The organism is Roseateles sp. GW821-FHT09H10, from assembly GCF_059415865.1.
In genome coordinates this window covers 676297-690224 of record NZ_JBWKOB010000001.1, presented here as the reverse complement: position 1 = coordinate 690224, position 13928 = coordinate 676297, and the positions used below count along the sequence as shown (strand labels likewise).

The following is a 13928-nucleotide window of genomic DNA, read 5'->3' as shown; positions in this document are numbered from 1 at the left end:
TAGGCAGCGCTTCCCTGGATTCAGGCCCTGGGCAAGCCCGGTGTGGCGGAGGGCAATAACCACCGAGAGCCCGGCCAAATCTGTGCATTTCTTCGCGTTAGCCCCCCCTCCCACCCGAGATACATTTAGGCATGCCGAGTCCCTGACCCGCAGACCTGTCCATGACCGCCCCCCAGCCCGCAGCCCTGCTCGATCCCGAAGCGATCCGTCGCCTGCGGGAACTCGACCCCAGTGGCGGCAACAAGCTGCTGGAGCGCGTCGTGGCCGCCTTCTCCAACTCACTGGACCGTTTGCTGCCCGATCTCGCTCGCGCCCGTGAAGGGCCCACGCCCGACCTGGCCGTGGTGCGCCATGTCAGCCACACGCTGAAGTCGTCCTCGGCCAGCCTGGGAGCGATGGCGTTGTCCAACCGCTGCGCCGACATCGAAGCCATGGCCCGGGATGGCCGTATCGACGGGCTTTCCGAGCAGTTGGACGCTATGCTCCAAGACATACAACAGGTACGCACGGCCCTGGCCGCGCTGCTTTGACATCCAGCCTCATGCTGCCCTCCGGTCAAGCCCTCGACGACCTCCCGCCACGCCCGCGCGTGCTGCTGGTGGACGATGACGAGGTCAATCTGCTGTTGACCGCCGCCGCGCTGCGTGAGCGCGGCTTTGAAGTCACCGAAGCACCCAGCGGCAGCGAGGCCCTAGGCCTGCTGTCCACCCGCACCCCCGATGTCGTCGTGCTGGATGCGCTGATGCCCGAGCTCGACGGCTTCGAGACCTGCTCGCTGCTGCGCGCCACGCCCGGTTTCGAATCCCTGCCGGTGCTGATGCTGACCGGCCTGGATGACGAGGCCTCCATCAACCGCGCCTACCAGGCCGGCGCGACCGACTTCTTCGTCAAGTCGCCGCAATGGAGCCTGCTGGACGGCCGCCTGCGCTATCTGCTGCGCAGCTCGCGCACCCGCATCGAGCTGGAGCGCAGCAAGGCCAAGCTGGCCCGCGCCCAGGACCTGGCGCGCATGGGCAGCTTCGAGTGGTGGCGCGACACGGCCGCCAGCTTCGCCATCTCCGCCGAGGGTCTGCGCGTCTTCGGACGCGGCCCCCAGGACCGCCTGGACTTCATCGGCGTCATGCGCATGGTGCCGTCCGACGACCGCCATGTCTTCCTGCGCCTGCTGCGCGACGTCATCGCCCACACCTCCGTCCTCGTCACCGACCTGCCGCTGATCCTGCCCGACGGCCGCCAGCGCGTCGTCCACATCGAGGCCGAGCCCGAGTTCAGCGAGCAGGGCGCCGTCAACGGCTATACCGGCATCCTGCAGGACGTCACCGACCGCCGCCAGGCCGAGGACCGCATCCGCCAGCTGGCCCATTTCGACGCGCTGACCGGCCTGCCCAACCGCCGCCAGCTCATCTACCGCGTCGAGCGCGCCATCGAGAGCGCCCGCCGCGGCGGCCACGAGGTCGGCCTGCTGCTCATCGACCTGGACCGCTTCAAGGTCATCAACGACGCCCTGGGCCATGCGGCCGGCGACGAGCTCCTCGTCGAGGTTGGCCGCCGCCTGCGCAGCTGCGTGCGCCATTCCGACCAGATCCTGGAAGGCGTGCTCGACGGCATGGGCAACCGCAGCCACCGCGGCCTGGAAGCCGTGGGCCGTCTGGGGGGCGATGAATTCGTCGCCCTGCTGCCCGAGGTGGCCGATGAGCGCGACGCCGAGCGCGTCGCCCAGCGCGTGCTGGACGCCCTGCGCGAGCCCATCTTCGTCGGCGGCCAGGAATGCTTCGTCACGGCCTCGGTCGGCATCGCGCTCTACCCGCGCGACGGCCAGACCATGGCCGACCTGCTGCGCAATTCCGACGTCGCCATGTACGCCGTCAAGAGCCAGGGCCGCAATGCCTCGGCCGTCTACTCGCCGCAGCTGGCCGGCCACGGCAAGCAGAAGCTGGAGCTGGAATCCGCCCTGCACAAGGCGCTGGAGCGCAACGAGATCGTGCTGCACTACCAGCCCAAGATCGACGTGCGCGCCGCCCGCATGGTGGGCGCCGAAGCGCTGATGCGCTGGCAACGCGGCAATGTGCTGGTGCCGCCGGCCGACTTCATCCCGCTGGCCGAGGAAACCGGCCTCATCGTGCCGCTGTCCGAGTGGGCGCTGAAGGAAGCCGCCCGCCAGGCCAAGCTGTGGTCGCTGCAGTTCGGCTTCAGCGATTCCATCGCCGTCAACCTGCCCAGCCGGCTGTTCGAGCGCACCGATCTCGTCGAGCACATCCACCAGTGCGTCAGCGCCTATGGCGTGCCGCACCGCTCCATCCAGCTCGAGATCACCGAGAACAACCTGATGAAGGACCTGCAGAACGTCATCCCGTCTCTGCACCGCCTGAACGAAGTCGGCGTGGAGATCTCCATCGACGACTTCGGCACCGGCTATTCGTCCCTCGCCTACCTGACCACCCTGCCGATCTCGGAAGTGAAGGTCGACCGCACCTTCGTGCGCGACCTCGGCATCACGCCGCAGAGCTCGGCCGTCGTCACCGCCATCATCGCGCTGGCCCGGGCCCTGGGCCTGCGCGTCATCGCCGAGGGCGTGGAGACGCTGCGCCAGATGGAGGTGCTGCACCGCCTGGGCTGCTCGCTGATGCAGGGCTTTTTGTTCAGCAAGCCGCTGCCGGCCGACGAGCTGGAGCGCTGGATCGCCCAGACCGTGCTGCCGCGCAAGGCGCCGTGGATCACCCAGGCCGACGGCAGCAGCGATCTGGCCCGCGGCCAGCAACGCTAAATGCGCAGCCAGCTCCCGCCAGCCCAGTTGGCGAAGGCCGCGCTGCAACGCCTGGCCCAGGCGCGGCTGGAGCCGACGCCCGAGAACTACTCGCGCGCCTATGCCATCGAAGCCGGCGAGCCGGCCCCGGCAGCGGCCGCCAACGGCGCACCGTCCGAGCGCATCCAGCAGCTGATGTCCAAGCTGATCAGCCTGGCCCTGCCCTCGGGCAGCACGCGGCAAGACCTGCAGACGGCCCTGCGCGAACAGAAGCTGGATGAACTGCAGCGCCAGGTCGACAAGCTGCTCGACGTGGCCGGCCCCGCCGCCCAGGCCGAGGCCCTGGCCCAGGCCATCGAACGCCTGTTGCGTGGCCTCGAACGTGGCGGCAAGCACTGGACGCTGGCACGCAAGAAGGACGGCATCAGCCGCGTGCTGGAGCTGGGCCGCAGCGACAGCGGCAAGCTCGTCAAGCGCCTGGGCCAGCTCGTCGCGAGCTGGGACAAGGACGGCGACGGCAGCGGCGTGGAGACCGACGAGGACGGCGGCACGCCCAGCCAGTTCTTCTCCGAGAGCACCTTTGCCGAGACGGGCTTTCGCGAGAGCACCGGCTTCGGCGAACTGAGCCGCACCGGCCTGCGCGACACGCCCGCGCCGGCTGCCACCATCGACACCACGCACTGGGCCGAGGTCAGCGGCGAGCTCAACGGCACCGTACGACACGCGCTGCGCTCGCCGCAGACCGAGGCGACGCCGGCCGACGCGTTGATGCGCGAACTGGAAGCCGCGCAGGACGAGATCAAGGCCGACGGCGCGACGCCCGAGCGCGCCGCGCAGATGGCAGCCCTGTGCCAGCGCGCCCGCCACCTGCTGGACCACCGCCGCCACATGTTCGACGCGCTCGGCGGCCTGTGCCGCGAGCTGTCGGCCAGCCTGGTCGACATGGCCGAGGACGACTCCTGGTCCCAGGGCCAGGCCGAAGCCATGAACAACACGCTGGCGCAAGGCCTGTCGGGCCGCGGCGTGCGCACCGTCTCCGAACTGCTGGCCGGCACGCGCCTGCGCCAGCGCACGCTGCGCGACGAGCGTTCCAAGGCGCGCGAAGCGCTCAAGGGGCTCATCCAGCGCATGCTGACCGAACTGGGCGAGCTGGGCCAGCACACCGACAGATTCCAGAACAGCGTCGGCCGCTATGCCGATGCCATCGAGCAGGCCGATTCGCTGGAGAGCCTGGCCGGCACCGTGCGCGAGATGGTCGAGGAAAGCCGCAGCGTCCAAGGCCTGGTGGCCCAGACCCAGCAGCGGCTGACGCTGGAACATGACCGCGCCACGGCACTGACGCAGCGCGTGGAGGAACTGGAGGGCGAGCTGCGCCGCCTGTCCAACGAGGTCCACACCGACCAGCTCACCCAGGTCGCCAACCGCCGCGGCCTCATCCAGGCCTTCGGCATCGAGCAGGCCAAGGCCGAACGCGAGACGACCCGCGTCGCCCTCGCGCTGCTGGACATCGACAACTTCAAGAAGCTCAACGACAGCCTCGGCCACCATGCCGGCGACATCGCGTTGAAGTCGCTGGCCGAGCGCACCCAGGCCTCGCTGCGCCCCGGCGACATGGTGGCGCGCTACGGCGGCGAGGAGTTCGTGCTGATGCTGCCCAACACGCCGCTGGACGAGGCCCAGCAGGTGCTGGTGCGGCTGCAGCGCTCGCTGTCCTCCGCCCTCTTCAACCACGAGGGCAAGGATGTCTTCGTGACCTTCTCGGCCGGCGTCACCCTGTACCGCGCCGGCGAGACGCTGGAGCAGGCGCTGGACCGCGCCGACGTGGCCCTCTACGAGGCCAAGCACACCGGCAAGAACAGGGCCTGCATCGCCGAGTAGGCGTGGCCCCGCTGCTCATCCGCACGACACCGGGGGCGCTGTTCGACGCCAATGTGCTGCTGCGCGCCCGTGGCCGCGTCCACCATGTGCGCGCCTATCCCGGCCCGCTGTCCATCAAGTCGGTCGTGCGTGGCCAGGCCCGCTGGACCGTCGGCGGCCAGGCCTTCACGCTGAGGCCCGGGCGCTTCCTCGTCACCACCCATGGCGAACCCTATGACCTCGACATCGCCGCACCCGAGGCCGTCGAGACCCGCGTGCTGTTCTTTGCCGACAGCCTGGTGCGCGACGTCGCCTCCACGAGGCTCAGCGCCCTGGTGCGCCTGCTGGACGCGCCCGACGCCCGCGACAGCCAGGCCATGCCCGTCAACCAGCGCCTGTGGGAGAGCAATTCGGCGCTGGGCCGCTTCATGCTCGGCCTGGACCGCCTGCCGCCCGGCGGCACGGCGGATGGCCATGGCCAGTGGGACGGCTGGCTGCGCGAAGCCCTGGACGCCCTCGCCGACCTGGCCGCCCAGGTGAAGGAGGAGCGCGAGCGCCTGGACGCCGCGCGGCCGGCCGTGCGCCAGGAGGTCCAGCGCCGCGTGCTGCGCGGCAAGGCCTGGCTGGAAGAGCGCTTTGACCAGCCCTTCGACCTGGCCGCCACGGCCCGCGAGGCCGCGATGGCGCCCCACCACTTCCATCGCAGCTTCCGCGCCCTGCTGGGCCTGGCGCCGGCGGCCCATGTCGCGCGGCTGCGGCTGGAGCGGGCCCGCGGCCTGCTCGAGGAAGGCGGCCTGTCGGTCACCGAGATCTGCAACGCCGTCGGCTACGACAGCCTGCCCAGCTTCTCGCGCCGCTTCAGCGCCGTCTTCGGCCTGGCGCCGTCGCGCTATCGCCAGGCTTTTCGCAAGCCCGGATAAGCAGGCTCGGCCCATGCGCCCTAGGCTGCGTGCATGGACACCACCGTTCCCTTGCAAGCCCTGCTGGATGCCATCGGCCGCCACGAGGCGGATGCCGCCCTCGCGCTGGCCGCGCAAAACCCCCGCCTGCTCACCCAGCGCTCGGCCGGCGGCCTGTCGCCCCTGACGCTGGCCGCCTACATGGGCTTGTCCGATCTGGTGGCGGCGCTGCGCGCCCTGCGCGGCCGGCCGGACTTCTTCGAGGCCCTCATCCTCGGCGAGGCCGACGTCGTCGAGCAGGCCCTCGCCGCCGGCCAGGACATCGAGCAGCGCGCCCCCGACGGCTTCACGCCGCTGGGCCTGGCGGTGTTCTTCCACCACGAAGCGCTGGCGCTGCGCCTGCTCGACGCTGGCGCCGAAGTGAATGCGCAGGCTGACAACCCGCAGCGCGTTGCCGCCCTCCATGCGGCCGTCGCGCGCGGCAACACGGCCATGGTCCAGACGCTGCTGGGCCGGGGGGCCAGCGTCGACCAGCCGCAGCAGCAGGGCATCACGCCCCTGCATGCGGCGGCCGGCGCCGGCCGGGCCGACCTCGTCGAGCTGCTGCGCCAGGCCGGCGCCGATGCCGGGCAGCGGGACGAAGCCGGGCGCGATGCCGCCGACCATGCCCGCCAGCATGGCCACGCCGCGCTGGCCCAGGCTTTGGCCACCGGCTGAGCCGCGCGCGGCGGCCGGGGCGCGGCAAACCACACGCCCGCCATCCACAACCCGCATTGCCGAATGGCCAGGGGCTGGCTAGGCTCAGTTCTGAGCTCCCGCCCCATGGATCACCCCTGCCCCACTCTCGCCCGCCTGCTGGCCGCGGGCCTCGCCCTGTTCGGCATGGCCGCCGCGCAGGCCCAGGACCCGCCCCCCGCTGTGCCGCTGTGCTACACGGACTTTCCGCCCTATGTCAGCGCCGACCTGCCCGACGGTGGCAGCCTCGGCGCCCTGGCCAAACGCGCCTTCGCCGCCGGCGGCCTGGGCGTGCAGGTCATCAGGACGCCCTGGGCGCGCGCCTATGCGATGGCGCGCAACGGCGAATGCATGCTGCTGACGCTGTGGCGCAACGAGGAGCGCGACGCGCTGTTCCGCTACACGCAGCCGGTGGCGCGCATGCAGCTCGGCTTCTTCGTGCGCGCAGGCGCCGCGGCGCTGGCGCCCGATGCGCGTGTGGCCTTCCAGCGCGGCTCCTACCTGCCGCCCGACCTGGCCGACGGCCGCTACCAGCTCAACCCGGTCGTGGACATGCACCCGGCCCTGCAGATGCTGAAGCTGGGCCGCGTGGAGGCGGTGTTCTCGGAGCGTGCCAGCTTCGAGCACATGCTCGGGCGCGACCAGGTGACGGGCGTGCGCTGGCAGGCGCCGCCGCTGGAGCTGAAGACGACCTATATGGCCATCAGCAAGAACCATCCGCAGGCCGACGCCTGGCTGGAACTGCTGAACCAGGAAATCCGGCAATCAGTGAAGAACTAAGCCGCGAGTTGAACGGCGTATTTGGGCCGAGCGCTGGGCCTGCCATGAGCCAGAGGCCCATGGCGTTCCGTAGGCACAAGCAGTCCGCAGGGACTGCTTGTGTCCGACTCCACCTCGCCGAGCCGGCCCAAATTCAGTTCAGAAATTGAACGCCAGGCGCAGGCCGCCCCAGTGCTTGCCGTTGACCGTGATGGGCGCCGCGGCTTCCTTCAGCACGACGAAACGGCCGCCGCCCATGTCGCGGCGATAGGTCTGCAGCAGGAAGGGCCGGGTGTTGCGCGCCGAGGCCAGGCCGGTGCGGTCATTGAAGATGCGGCGGTAGCGGCTGTTGGCCGTATTCCAGACCGTGTCGCCCTGACGCTGCGGCTGGCAATACTTGCGGTTGTGCGTCGCGATATAGCCGTTGCGATCGGCCGCGATGCAGAAGACGATCTTGTCGCTGAAACCCAGGGTCTTTTCCTGCACAGCCGGGAAGAGGCGGTCGGTCAGCTGGCAGAAGCGCGTCGTGTGCTGCTGGGGCAGCGTGCCTTCCATGGGGCGATAGCTCTGGTCGAAGAGGTCGGCCTCGCTGATCTGGCCGCTCTTGAGCGCATCCTCGAGCAGGCCGGCGATCTCGTCGGCCGCCTGCTGGGCCGTGCGGATGAAGGGCATGTCGTCGACCTCGACGCCGCTCTCGGCGATCTGCTCGACGAGCTCCTCGGACATGCGCAGGAAGCGGTCGCTGCCGTCGAAGGCCACCTTGAGGCCATGCGAGGCCTCGGACACCTCGCGCTCCAGTTCATGCGCGCGCTCGTTGAGCAGGCTCATCTGCTGGCCGCTTTCGCCAGCCGAAACGGAGATGCGCTGCACGTCCTGCTCGACCTCATGGAAGGCGGCGTGGATCTGGCTGGGCTTGGCCGCGTTCTCGGTCAGCTCGGCGCTGAAGCGGTCGATGCGCTCCTGCAGGCTGGCGATGGCGCTGACGATGGCCTTGGACGAACCCTCGACCTGACCCGCCAGCGCCTTGACGGCTTCGGCGACGACGGCGAAGCCGCGGCCGGCATCGCCGGCATGCTTGGCCTCGACGGCAGCGTTGAAGGCGACCAGCCGGGTCTGCAGGGAAATCTTGGTGATCTCGGCGGCGGCATCCGACACCTGGGCCAGCGTCGACGCCATGCCGACCACCTCGCCGCCGACGACGCCCAAGGCCCCGCGGGCACGCTGCACGGCCGCCGCGCTCTGGGCGGTGGCGGTAGCGATGGCGTTCTGGGCCTGGCCGATCTGGTTGAGCTGCTGGGCCAGGGCCTGCATGGCCTGGCTCTGGGCCTGCACGATGCGCTGGGTGTCTTCGAGGGCGCCGCGCACTTCGGCGGCGTCCTTGCCGACGGTGGAAATGGAGCGGGCGAGTCGCTTGACGACGTTCAACGCTGCACTGTCATCGCGACGATCGGGCTCGTCGCGAGCGATGGCGGGGGTGGATCCTCCGCCCTTGGGCCACTTGAACATGCGTTTGTCCCCGCTCTATTGGCCGGGGCTCGGCAAGGAGTGGCCCCGTGGATTACCAGTCACGCAGCTTAACGCGCAACCTTGCAATCGACTGACTGTGCAACTGGCAGACACGGGACTCCGTGACCTTGAGCACGGCCGCGATCTCCTTGAGATTCATGTCGTGCTCGTAGTACATGCTCATCACATACTGCTCGCGCTCGGGCAGGTTCTTGATGGCGGCCACCAGGGCCTCGCGCATGCGGTGGTCCTGCAGCTGGGCGACGGGATTGCTGTTCTCGTCGGCCACATGGCGGTCGAGATAGTCGTTGTCGCCGTCGTCGCCCGACATGTCTTCCAGATAGACCAGCTGGGTGCCCCGCACCTTGCCGAGCAGCTCCTGGTATTCGGCCAGCGGCAAGCCCATTTCGGCGGCGATCTCGTCCTCGCGCGGCGCGCGGCCGAGGCGCTGCTCGACCTTGTGCACGGCGACTTCGATCTCGCGCTGCTGGCGGCGCGTGCCGCGGCTCATCCAGTCGCCGCCGCGCAGCTCGTCGAGCATGGCGCCGCGGATGCGCTGGGTGGCAAAGGTCTCGAACTGCACGCCCTGCTCGGCATCGAAGCGGGACAGCGCGTCGGTCAGGCCGATCAGGCCGACCTGGATCAGGTCGTCCACCTCCACGTTGGCCGGCAGCTTGGCGATCATCTGATGCGCCAGGCGTCGGACCAGCGGGCTGTACTGCTTGATCAGCGAGCTGTTGTCGAGGCGGCCTTTGGGCGTGTACATCGTGGTCTCCGGCGAGATCAATGCGCTGCGATGAAGGGGGAAGACGCCGTGCGCGCCGGGCGCAGCGGGGTCGCGTCGGAGGCGGCATCGACGGCCGCTCCCGGGGGGGCCGCAAGCAGCAGCTCGCGGGCGAGATGGCGCAGCTCGGGCGTGAGCGGTACGTTCTGGGAGGCTCGGGGGTCCAGGCAGGCCCAGTCGCGCAGTACCGCGCCGAGGAAGCCGTCGGCGCAGGAATGAAGCTGTTGCGCGATGCGGGTGGCCACGCGCAGCTGAGGGTGGCAGGCCATGAGCAGACTGTAGACCATCAGCCCAGCCCGTTGTGTGAGCCATTTCATGCCGGCATAGGCTTCCGTCACGCTGGCGGGCTCGGTGTCGGCCAGCAACAGCGGGCGCACCTCGCGCAGGGCGACGACGCGGGCCAGTTCGGCCGCCGGCGCATGCAGCAGGATGACGTCGGCCTCCGGCGCGGCGTCGGCCACGGCTTCCAGGAAGGAGGCGGCCGATCCATGGGCATTGATGTGGCGCAGCGGCAGGCCGCGGGCGGCCAGGTAGGACACCTTGGGCGACAGGCGCTCGATGCAGTTGGACAGGTCCACACCCGCCAGTTCCGAAGGCTTGGGCGAGTGCTCGCCGGCGTCGACGACCAGGGTCTGCAGGTTCAATTCAGCGAAAGCGGCGCACAGCCCCTCCAGCAGGGCCCCGGCGCCCATGACGCGCGGGTTGCTGACGACCGGCACGAAGCGGGTCTTGGAGGCGGCAAAGAGGCGCCGCAGGGTGTGGGCTTGGTCTTGCACGATGGTCATCAGTGGATGGCCCTCATGCCTTCGGTCAGCGGCGCGCCGGCGAAGATGAGGTTGACATCCGTGTTGTCCATGCGCCAGGCGCCGGAAGCGGCACCCTTGAGCGCGCGCTGCACCAGGGCGGCGCTGGGCAGGCGGTGCCAGTCTTCCGGTACGCGCTGGCCGTTGGCGACGCCCAGCACCTTGAGCTTGTGGCGGATCAGGGTGTCCAGGGCCGGGGCCAGCTTGACGGCTTCATCGATCTTGCTGAGCACCACGCCTTCGCAGGCGGCGCCCTTCCAGGCGGTGACGACGTCTTCAATCGTCTCGCCCTGCTGGGCTGCGTTGATGACGAGCAGCTTCTTGATGCTGGGGTGGGCCAGCATCTCCAGCAGCTCTTGCGTGCGGCTGTCGCGCTGGGCCATGCCGGCGGTGTCGATGAGGACCAGCTTCTTGCTGGACAGCAGGTCCAGCAGGTCATCCAGCGAAGCGCGGTCGTGGGCGGTGTGCACGGGCACGCCGAGGATGCGGCCATAGGCGCGCAGCTGTTCGTGGGCGCCGATGCGGTAGGCATCCAGCGTGATCAGGCCGAGCTGGCTGGCGCCGAACTTGGTGGCGAAATGGGCGGCCAGCTTGGCGGTCGTCGTGGTCTTGCCGACGCCGGTGGAGCCGATCAGCGCGAACACGCCACCGCGGTCCTCGATGGCCGGGGCGGCCTCGTCGGTCTGCAGGTTGCGCGACAGCACATGGGCGGCCCAGGCGGTCTCGTCGGCCACTTCGGTGCCGCGGAAGTCGGACGGGCAGCTCTCGGCCAGCTTACGCACCAGGGCGGGCGAGAAGCCCAGCTCCAGCAGCTTCTGCGTCAGGCGGGCCTGCACCGGCTGGCGCTGCAGCTTTTCCATGAAGGCCAGCGAGGAGAAGCGCTCCTCGATGAGGCCGCGCATCTGGCGCAGCTCGGAGGCCATGTCCATCTGGCTGCGCTGGGTGGCGGTGGGCTGGCCCGGCAGGGGCATGGGTTCCATGGCGACGCTGCTGCCGATGTCGCTCAGCTGCGGCACGGCGCGTTGGGCAGTGGCGGTCGGGATGCGGATCTCGTCGCGCAGCACCGGCGGCATGGGGCGCGCCTGGGCTTTGGCTTGGGGCACGGTGGGCGGCGGCGCGGCGCGCTTGGGTGCCAGGGCGGCCATGGCTTCGGTGGCACGCTGCTCGCGGCGGGCGCGGGCGGCGTCCAGCGAGGTCGCGGCCGGCTGGGTCGGCGGCGGTGCAATGCGCTGGGCTGCAGCGGCGACCGGATCAGGCTGGCCGGTCATCTCGGCCTGGCGGCGGCGCAGCACGCGCTCGCGCACATAGTCCTGGAAGCTCAGCGTGCTCATGGCCAGCTGTTCGACGTCGCCACCCACCTCGGGGTTGCCGAAGCTGGGCTCCTGGCGCGAGGCGCGGTCGGAGAAGCTGGCACGGGCGGCGGGCTGCTGGGGCATGGTGGGCGGCGGCGCGACCTGCGGACGGGCCGCGGCGCGCGGCGCCGTGGTGGCCATCTGCTCGATCTGGCCCATGCCTTCCGGGGCCATGGCCAGCACTTCCACGCCTTCCGGCACGTTCTTGTTGGACAGCACGACCGCGTCGGGACCGAAGGCCTGCTTGACGAGGGCCAACGCCTCGCGCGAGGAGCGGGCGGTGAATTTACGGACGTTCATGCTGTGCCTCCGATGATGGAGCCGATGCGGATGGTGTGGGTCTCAGGAATCTCGCTGTGGCCGAGCACCTTGAGTCGGGGCGCGGCGCGCTTGAGCAGGCGGGCCATGGGGGCGCGGATCATGTCGGGCACCAGCAGCGTGGCGGGCACGCCGCGGTCTTCCTGCTTCTGGGCCGTCTCGGCGGCGTGGCGGGCCAGGGTGTCGGCGACGCCGGGGTCCAGAGCCGCGCCATGCGGCGAATTGAGGGCCTGCGTGACCAGGCGCTCGAGCTCGGGCTCCAGCGCGATGACGTCCAGCTCCTTGGTGCTGCCGTAGATCTGCTGCACGATGGCCGGCGCGATATGGGTGCGGATGCGGCGGGCCAGCTCGACCGGGTCGGTGACGGCGCTGGCGTTCTCGGCCAGGCATTCGACGATGGAGCGCATGTCGCGAACGTGCACGCCTTCCTCCAGCAGCAGCTGGAGAACGCGTTGCAGGGTGGCGATGCTGACCATTCTGGGAATCACGTCTTCGATCAATTGGGGCGCCTGCTTGGTGAGGTGTTCCACCAGGGCCTGCGTCTCCACGCGACCCAACAACTTGGCCGCGTGCACTTGCATCAAGTGTGAAAGGTGGGTGGCCACCACGGTCGAGCAATCAACGACCGTAAACCCGCTCATTTGGGCCATCTCCTTTTGCCGCTCTTCGATCCACACCGCCGGCAGGCCGAAGGCGGGGTCGGTGGTCGGCGTGCCGATGAGCTTCTGCGTTGCGTGGCCGGGGTTGATGGCCAGCCACATGCCCGGGTAGGCCTCGGCCTCGCCGACGACGGCGCCGCGCAGGGAGATGCGGTACTGGCTGGGGCGCAGCTCGAGGTTGTCGCGGATGTGCACCGGCGGCGGCAGGAAACCGACTTCCTGCGCGAACTTGCGGCGCACGCCCTTGATGCGGCTCAGCAGGTCGCCCTCCTTGCTCTTGTCCACCAGCGTGATCAGGCGGTAGCCGACTTCCAGGCCCAGGGTGTCCACCGGCACCAGGTCTTCCCAGCTGGCCTCGCCGGCGCCTTCGCTGGGCGGCATGATGGGCTTGACGGCCTTGGCGGCCTCGGCGGCCTGCTCCTTGCTGCGCAGCCAATAGGCCAGATAGCCCAGGCCGGCGGCGATCAGCAGGAAGACGACGTGCGGCATGCCAGGAATCAGGCCCAGGGCGCCGATGACGCCGGCCGTGATGGCGATGCTCTTGGCCGAACCGAACACCTGCTTGCCGATCTGGCTGCCGATGGCCTTGTCCGTGCCGACGCGCGACACCACCATGGCGGCGGCGACCGAGATCAACAGGGCCGGGATCTGGGCCACCAGCGCGTCGCCGACGGCCAGCAGGATGTAGCTGTTGGCGGCCTGGCCGGCCGACAGCCCGTGCTGGGCCACACCGATGATGAAGCCGCCGACGATGTTGATGGCCAGGATCAGCATGCCGGCGACCGCGTCGCCGCGCACGAACTTGCTGGCACCGTCCATGGAGCCGAAGAAGTCGGCTTCGTCGGACAGCTCGGCGCGGCGGCGCTTGGCCTCGGCCTCGTTGATCAGGCCGGCGTTCAGGTCGGCGTCCACCGCCATCTGCTTGCCTGGCATGGCATCCAGGGTGAAGCGCGCACCAACTTCCGCGATCCGCTCGGCACCCTTGGTCACCACGATGAAGTTGATGACGACGAGGATGGCGAACACGATCAGGCCGACGGCGAAATTGCCGCCGATCAGGAAGTGGCCGAAAGCCTCGATGACCTTGCCGGCGGCGCCCGTGCCGGTGTGGCCCTCCAGCAGCACCACGCGCGTGGACGCGACGTTCAGCGACAGGCGCATCAGCGTCGTCAGCAGCAGCACGGACGGGAAAGCCGCGAAGTCCAGCGGCCGGATCATGTTGGCCGCCACCATGGTCACCATCACCGCCATCGCGATGTTGAAGGTGAACAGCAGGTCCAGCACGAAGGGCGGCAGCGGCAGCACCATCATGGCCAGCACCAGCAGCACGGCGATCGGCGCGCCCAGGGCGGCGATGACGCCGGCACGCGGGCCGAGCAGGGCTTGGAGTTTGGCGGTGAGCTGGTTCATGCGGCAGGTCGGGTCTCAACCGCATTCTTCGTGGCGGCCCGGAAAACTTGAGCCGGAGAAACGGCGGGAAAACCGGGCTGTTCTCGCCCGGCACGCCGCGCGG

11 protein-coding genes are annotated in these 13928 nt (G+C 69.8%); 6 read left to right on the top strand and 5 right to left on the bottom strand.

Translation table 11 applies throughout. The features are described from left to right. Positions 1-161: 161 nt before the first annotated feature. From AC07OY_RS03060 to AC07OY_RS03035, 6 genes are all read left to right on the top strand, one after another. Entirely contained in the window at positions 162-530 is a 369-nt protein-coding gene (locus tag AC07OY_RS03060) for an Hpt domain-containing protein (RefSeq protein WP_495041044.1), read from the top strand. A gap of 11 nt (positions 531-541) precedes the next feature. After that, a complete protein-coding gene (locus AC07OY_RS03055) occupies positions 542-2764 on the top strand; it encodes a putative bifunctional diguanylate cyclase/phosphodiesterase (protein WP_495041043.1) in 2223 nt (740 codons plus the stop codon). Continuing rightward, a complete protein-coding gene (locus AC07OY_RS03050; RefSeq protein ID WP_495041042.1) occupies positions 2765-4621 on the top strand; it encodes a GGDEF domain-containing protein in 1857 nt (618 codons plus the stop codon). A gap of 2 nt (positions 4622-4623) precedes the next feature. Then, complete coding sequence (locus AC07OY_RS03045; RefSeq protein WP_495041041.1) at positions 4624-5520, top strand: helix-turn-helix domain-containing protein; 897 nt, start codon at positions 4624-4626, stop codon at positions 5518-5520. Between the two features lie 33 nt (positions 5521-5553). Next, positions 5554-6216, top strand: coding sequence for an ankyrin repeat domain-containing protein (locus tag AC07OY_RS03040; protein WP_495041040.1), 663 nt, complete (start codon positions 5554-5556; stop codon positions 6214-6216). A 105-nt stretch (positions 6217-6321) separates the two neighbouring features. Continuing rightward, complete coding sequence (locus tag AC07OY_RS03035; RefSeq protein WP_495041039.1) at positions 6322-7014, top strand: substrate-binding periplasmic protein; 693 nt, start codon at positions 6322-6324, stop codon at positions 7012-7014. A gap of 138 nt (positions 7015-7152) precedes the next feature. Here AC07OY_RS03035 and AC07OY_RS03030 read toward each other — a convergent pair whose 3' ends face one another. Genes AC07OY_RS03030 through flhA form a run of 5 tightly spaced genes read right to left on the bottom strand, consistent with a single transcriptional unit; the run spans position 7153 to position 13825 of the window. Further along, positions 7153-8499, bottom strand: coding sequence for a methyl-accepting chemotaxis protein (locus AC07OY_RS03030; RefSeq protein WP_495041038.1), 1347 nt, complete (start codon positions 8497-8499; stop codon positions 7153-7155). Between the two features lie 52 nt (positions 8500-8551). Further along, on the bottom strand, positions 8552-9265 hold the full coding sequence (locus AC07OY_RS03025; RefSeq protein ID WP_495041037.1) for an RNA polymerase sigma factor FliA: 714 nt from the start codon (positions 9263-9265) through the stop codon (positions 8552-8554). A 17-nt stretch (positions 9266-9282) separates the two neighbouring features. Continuing rightward, positions 9283-10068 carry a MinD/ParA family ATP-binding protein gene (locus AC07OY_RS03020; RefSeq protein ID WP_495041036.1) on the bottom strand — a complete coding sequence of 262 codons (786 nt, stop codon included), beginning with the start codon at positions 10066-10068 and terminating at the stop codon, positions 9283-9285. Further along, on the bottom strand, positions 10068-11738 hold the full coding sequence (gene flhF, locus AC07OY_RS03015) for a flagellar biosynthesis GTPase FlhF (protein ID WP_495041035.1): 1671 nt from the start codon (positions 11736-11738) through the stop codon (positions 10068-10070). The genes AC07OY_RS03020 and flhF overlap by 1 nt, the downstream gene beginning before the upstream one ends. Next, positions 11735-13825: a flagellar biosynthesis protein FlhA gene (gene flhA / locus AC07OY_RS03010; RefSeq protein ID WP_495041034.1), complete on the bottom strand. Its 2091-nt coding sequence runs from the start codon at positions 13823-13825 to the stop codon at positions 11735-11737. The genes flhF and flhA overlap by 4 nt, the downstream gene beginning before the upstream one ends. Between the last annotated feature and the right edge of the window lie 103 nt (positions 13826-13928).

Excerpts from the sequence above, each read along its gene's own strand:
- AC07OY_RS03060 (WP_495041044.1), top strand. The coding sequence starts at position 162 with ATGACCGCCCCCCAGCCCGCAGCCCTGCTCGATCCCGAAGCGATCCGT.
- AC07OY_RS03055 (WP_495041043.1), top strand. The coding sequence starts at position 542 with ATGCTGCCCTCCGGTCAAGCCCTCGACGACCTCCCGCCACGCCCGCGC.
- AC07OY_RS03050 (WP_495041042.1), top strand. The coding sequence starts at position 2,765 with ATGCGCAGCCAGCTCCCGCCAGCCCAGTTGGCGAAGGCCGCGCTGCAA.
- AC07OY_RS03040 (WP_495041040.1), top strand. The coding sequence starts at position 5,554 with ATGGACACCACCGTTCCCTTGCAAGCCCTGCTGGATGCCATCGGCCGC.
- AC07OY_RS03035 (WP_495041039.1), top strand. The coding sequence starts at position 6,322 with ATGGATCACCCCTGCCCCACTCTCGCCCGCCTGCTGGCCGCGGGCCTC.
- AC07OY_RS03030 (WP_495041038.1), bottom strand. The coding sequence starts at position 8,499 with ATGTTCAAGTGGCCCAAGGGCGGAGGATCCACCCCCGCCATCGCTCGC.
- AC07OY_RS03025 (WP_495041037.1), bottom strand. The coding sequence starts at position 9,265 with ATGTACACGCCCAAAGGCCGCCTCGACAACAGCTCGCTGATCAAGCAG.
- AC07OY_RS03020 (WP_495041036.1), bottom strand. The coding sequence starts at position 10,068 with ATGACCATCGTGCAAGACCAAGCCCACACCCTGCGGCGCCTCTTTGCC.
- flhF (WP_495041035.1), bottom strand. The coding sequence starts at position 11,738 with ATGAACGTCCGTAAATTCACCGCCCGCTCCTCGCGCGAGGCGTTGGCC.
- flhA (WP_495041034.1), bottom strand. The coding sequence starts at position 13,825 with ATGAACCAGCTCACCGCCAAACTCCAAGCCCTGCTCGGCCCGCGTGCC.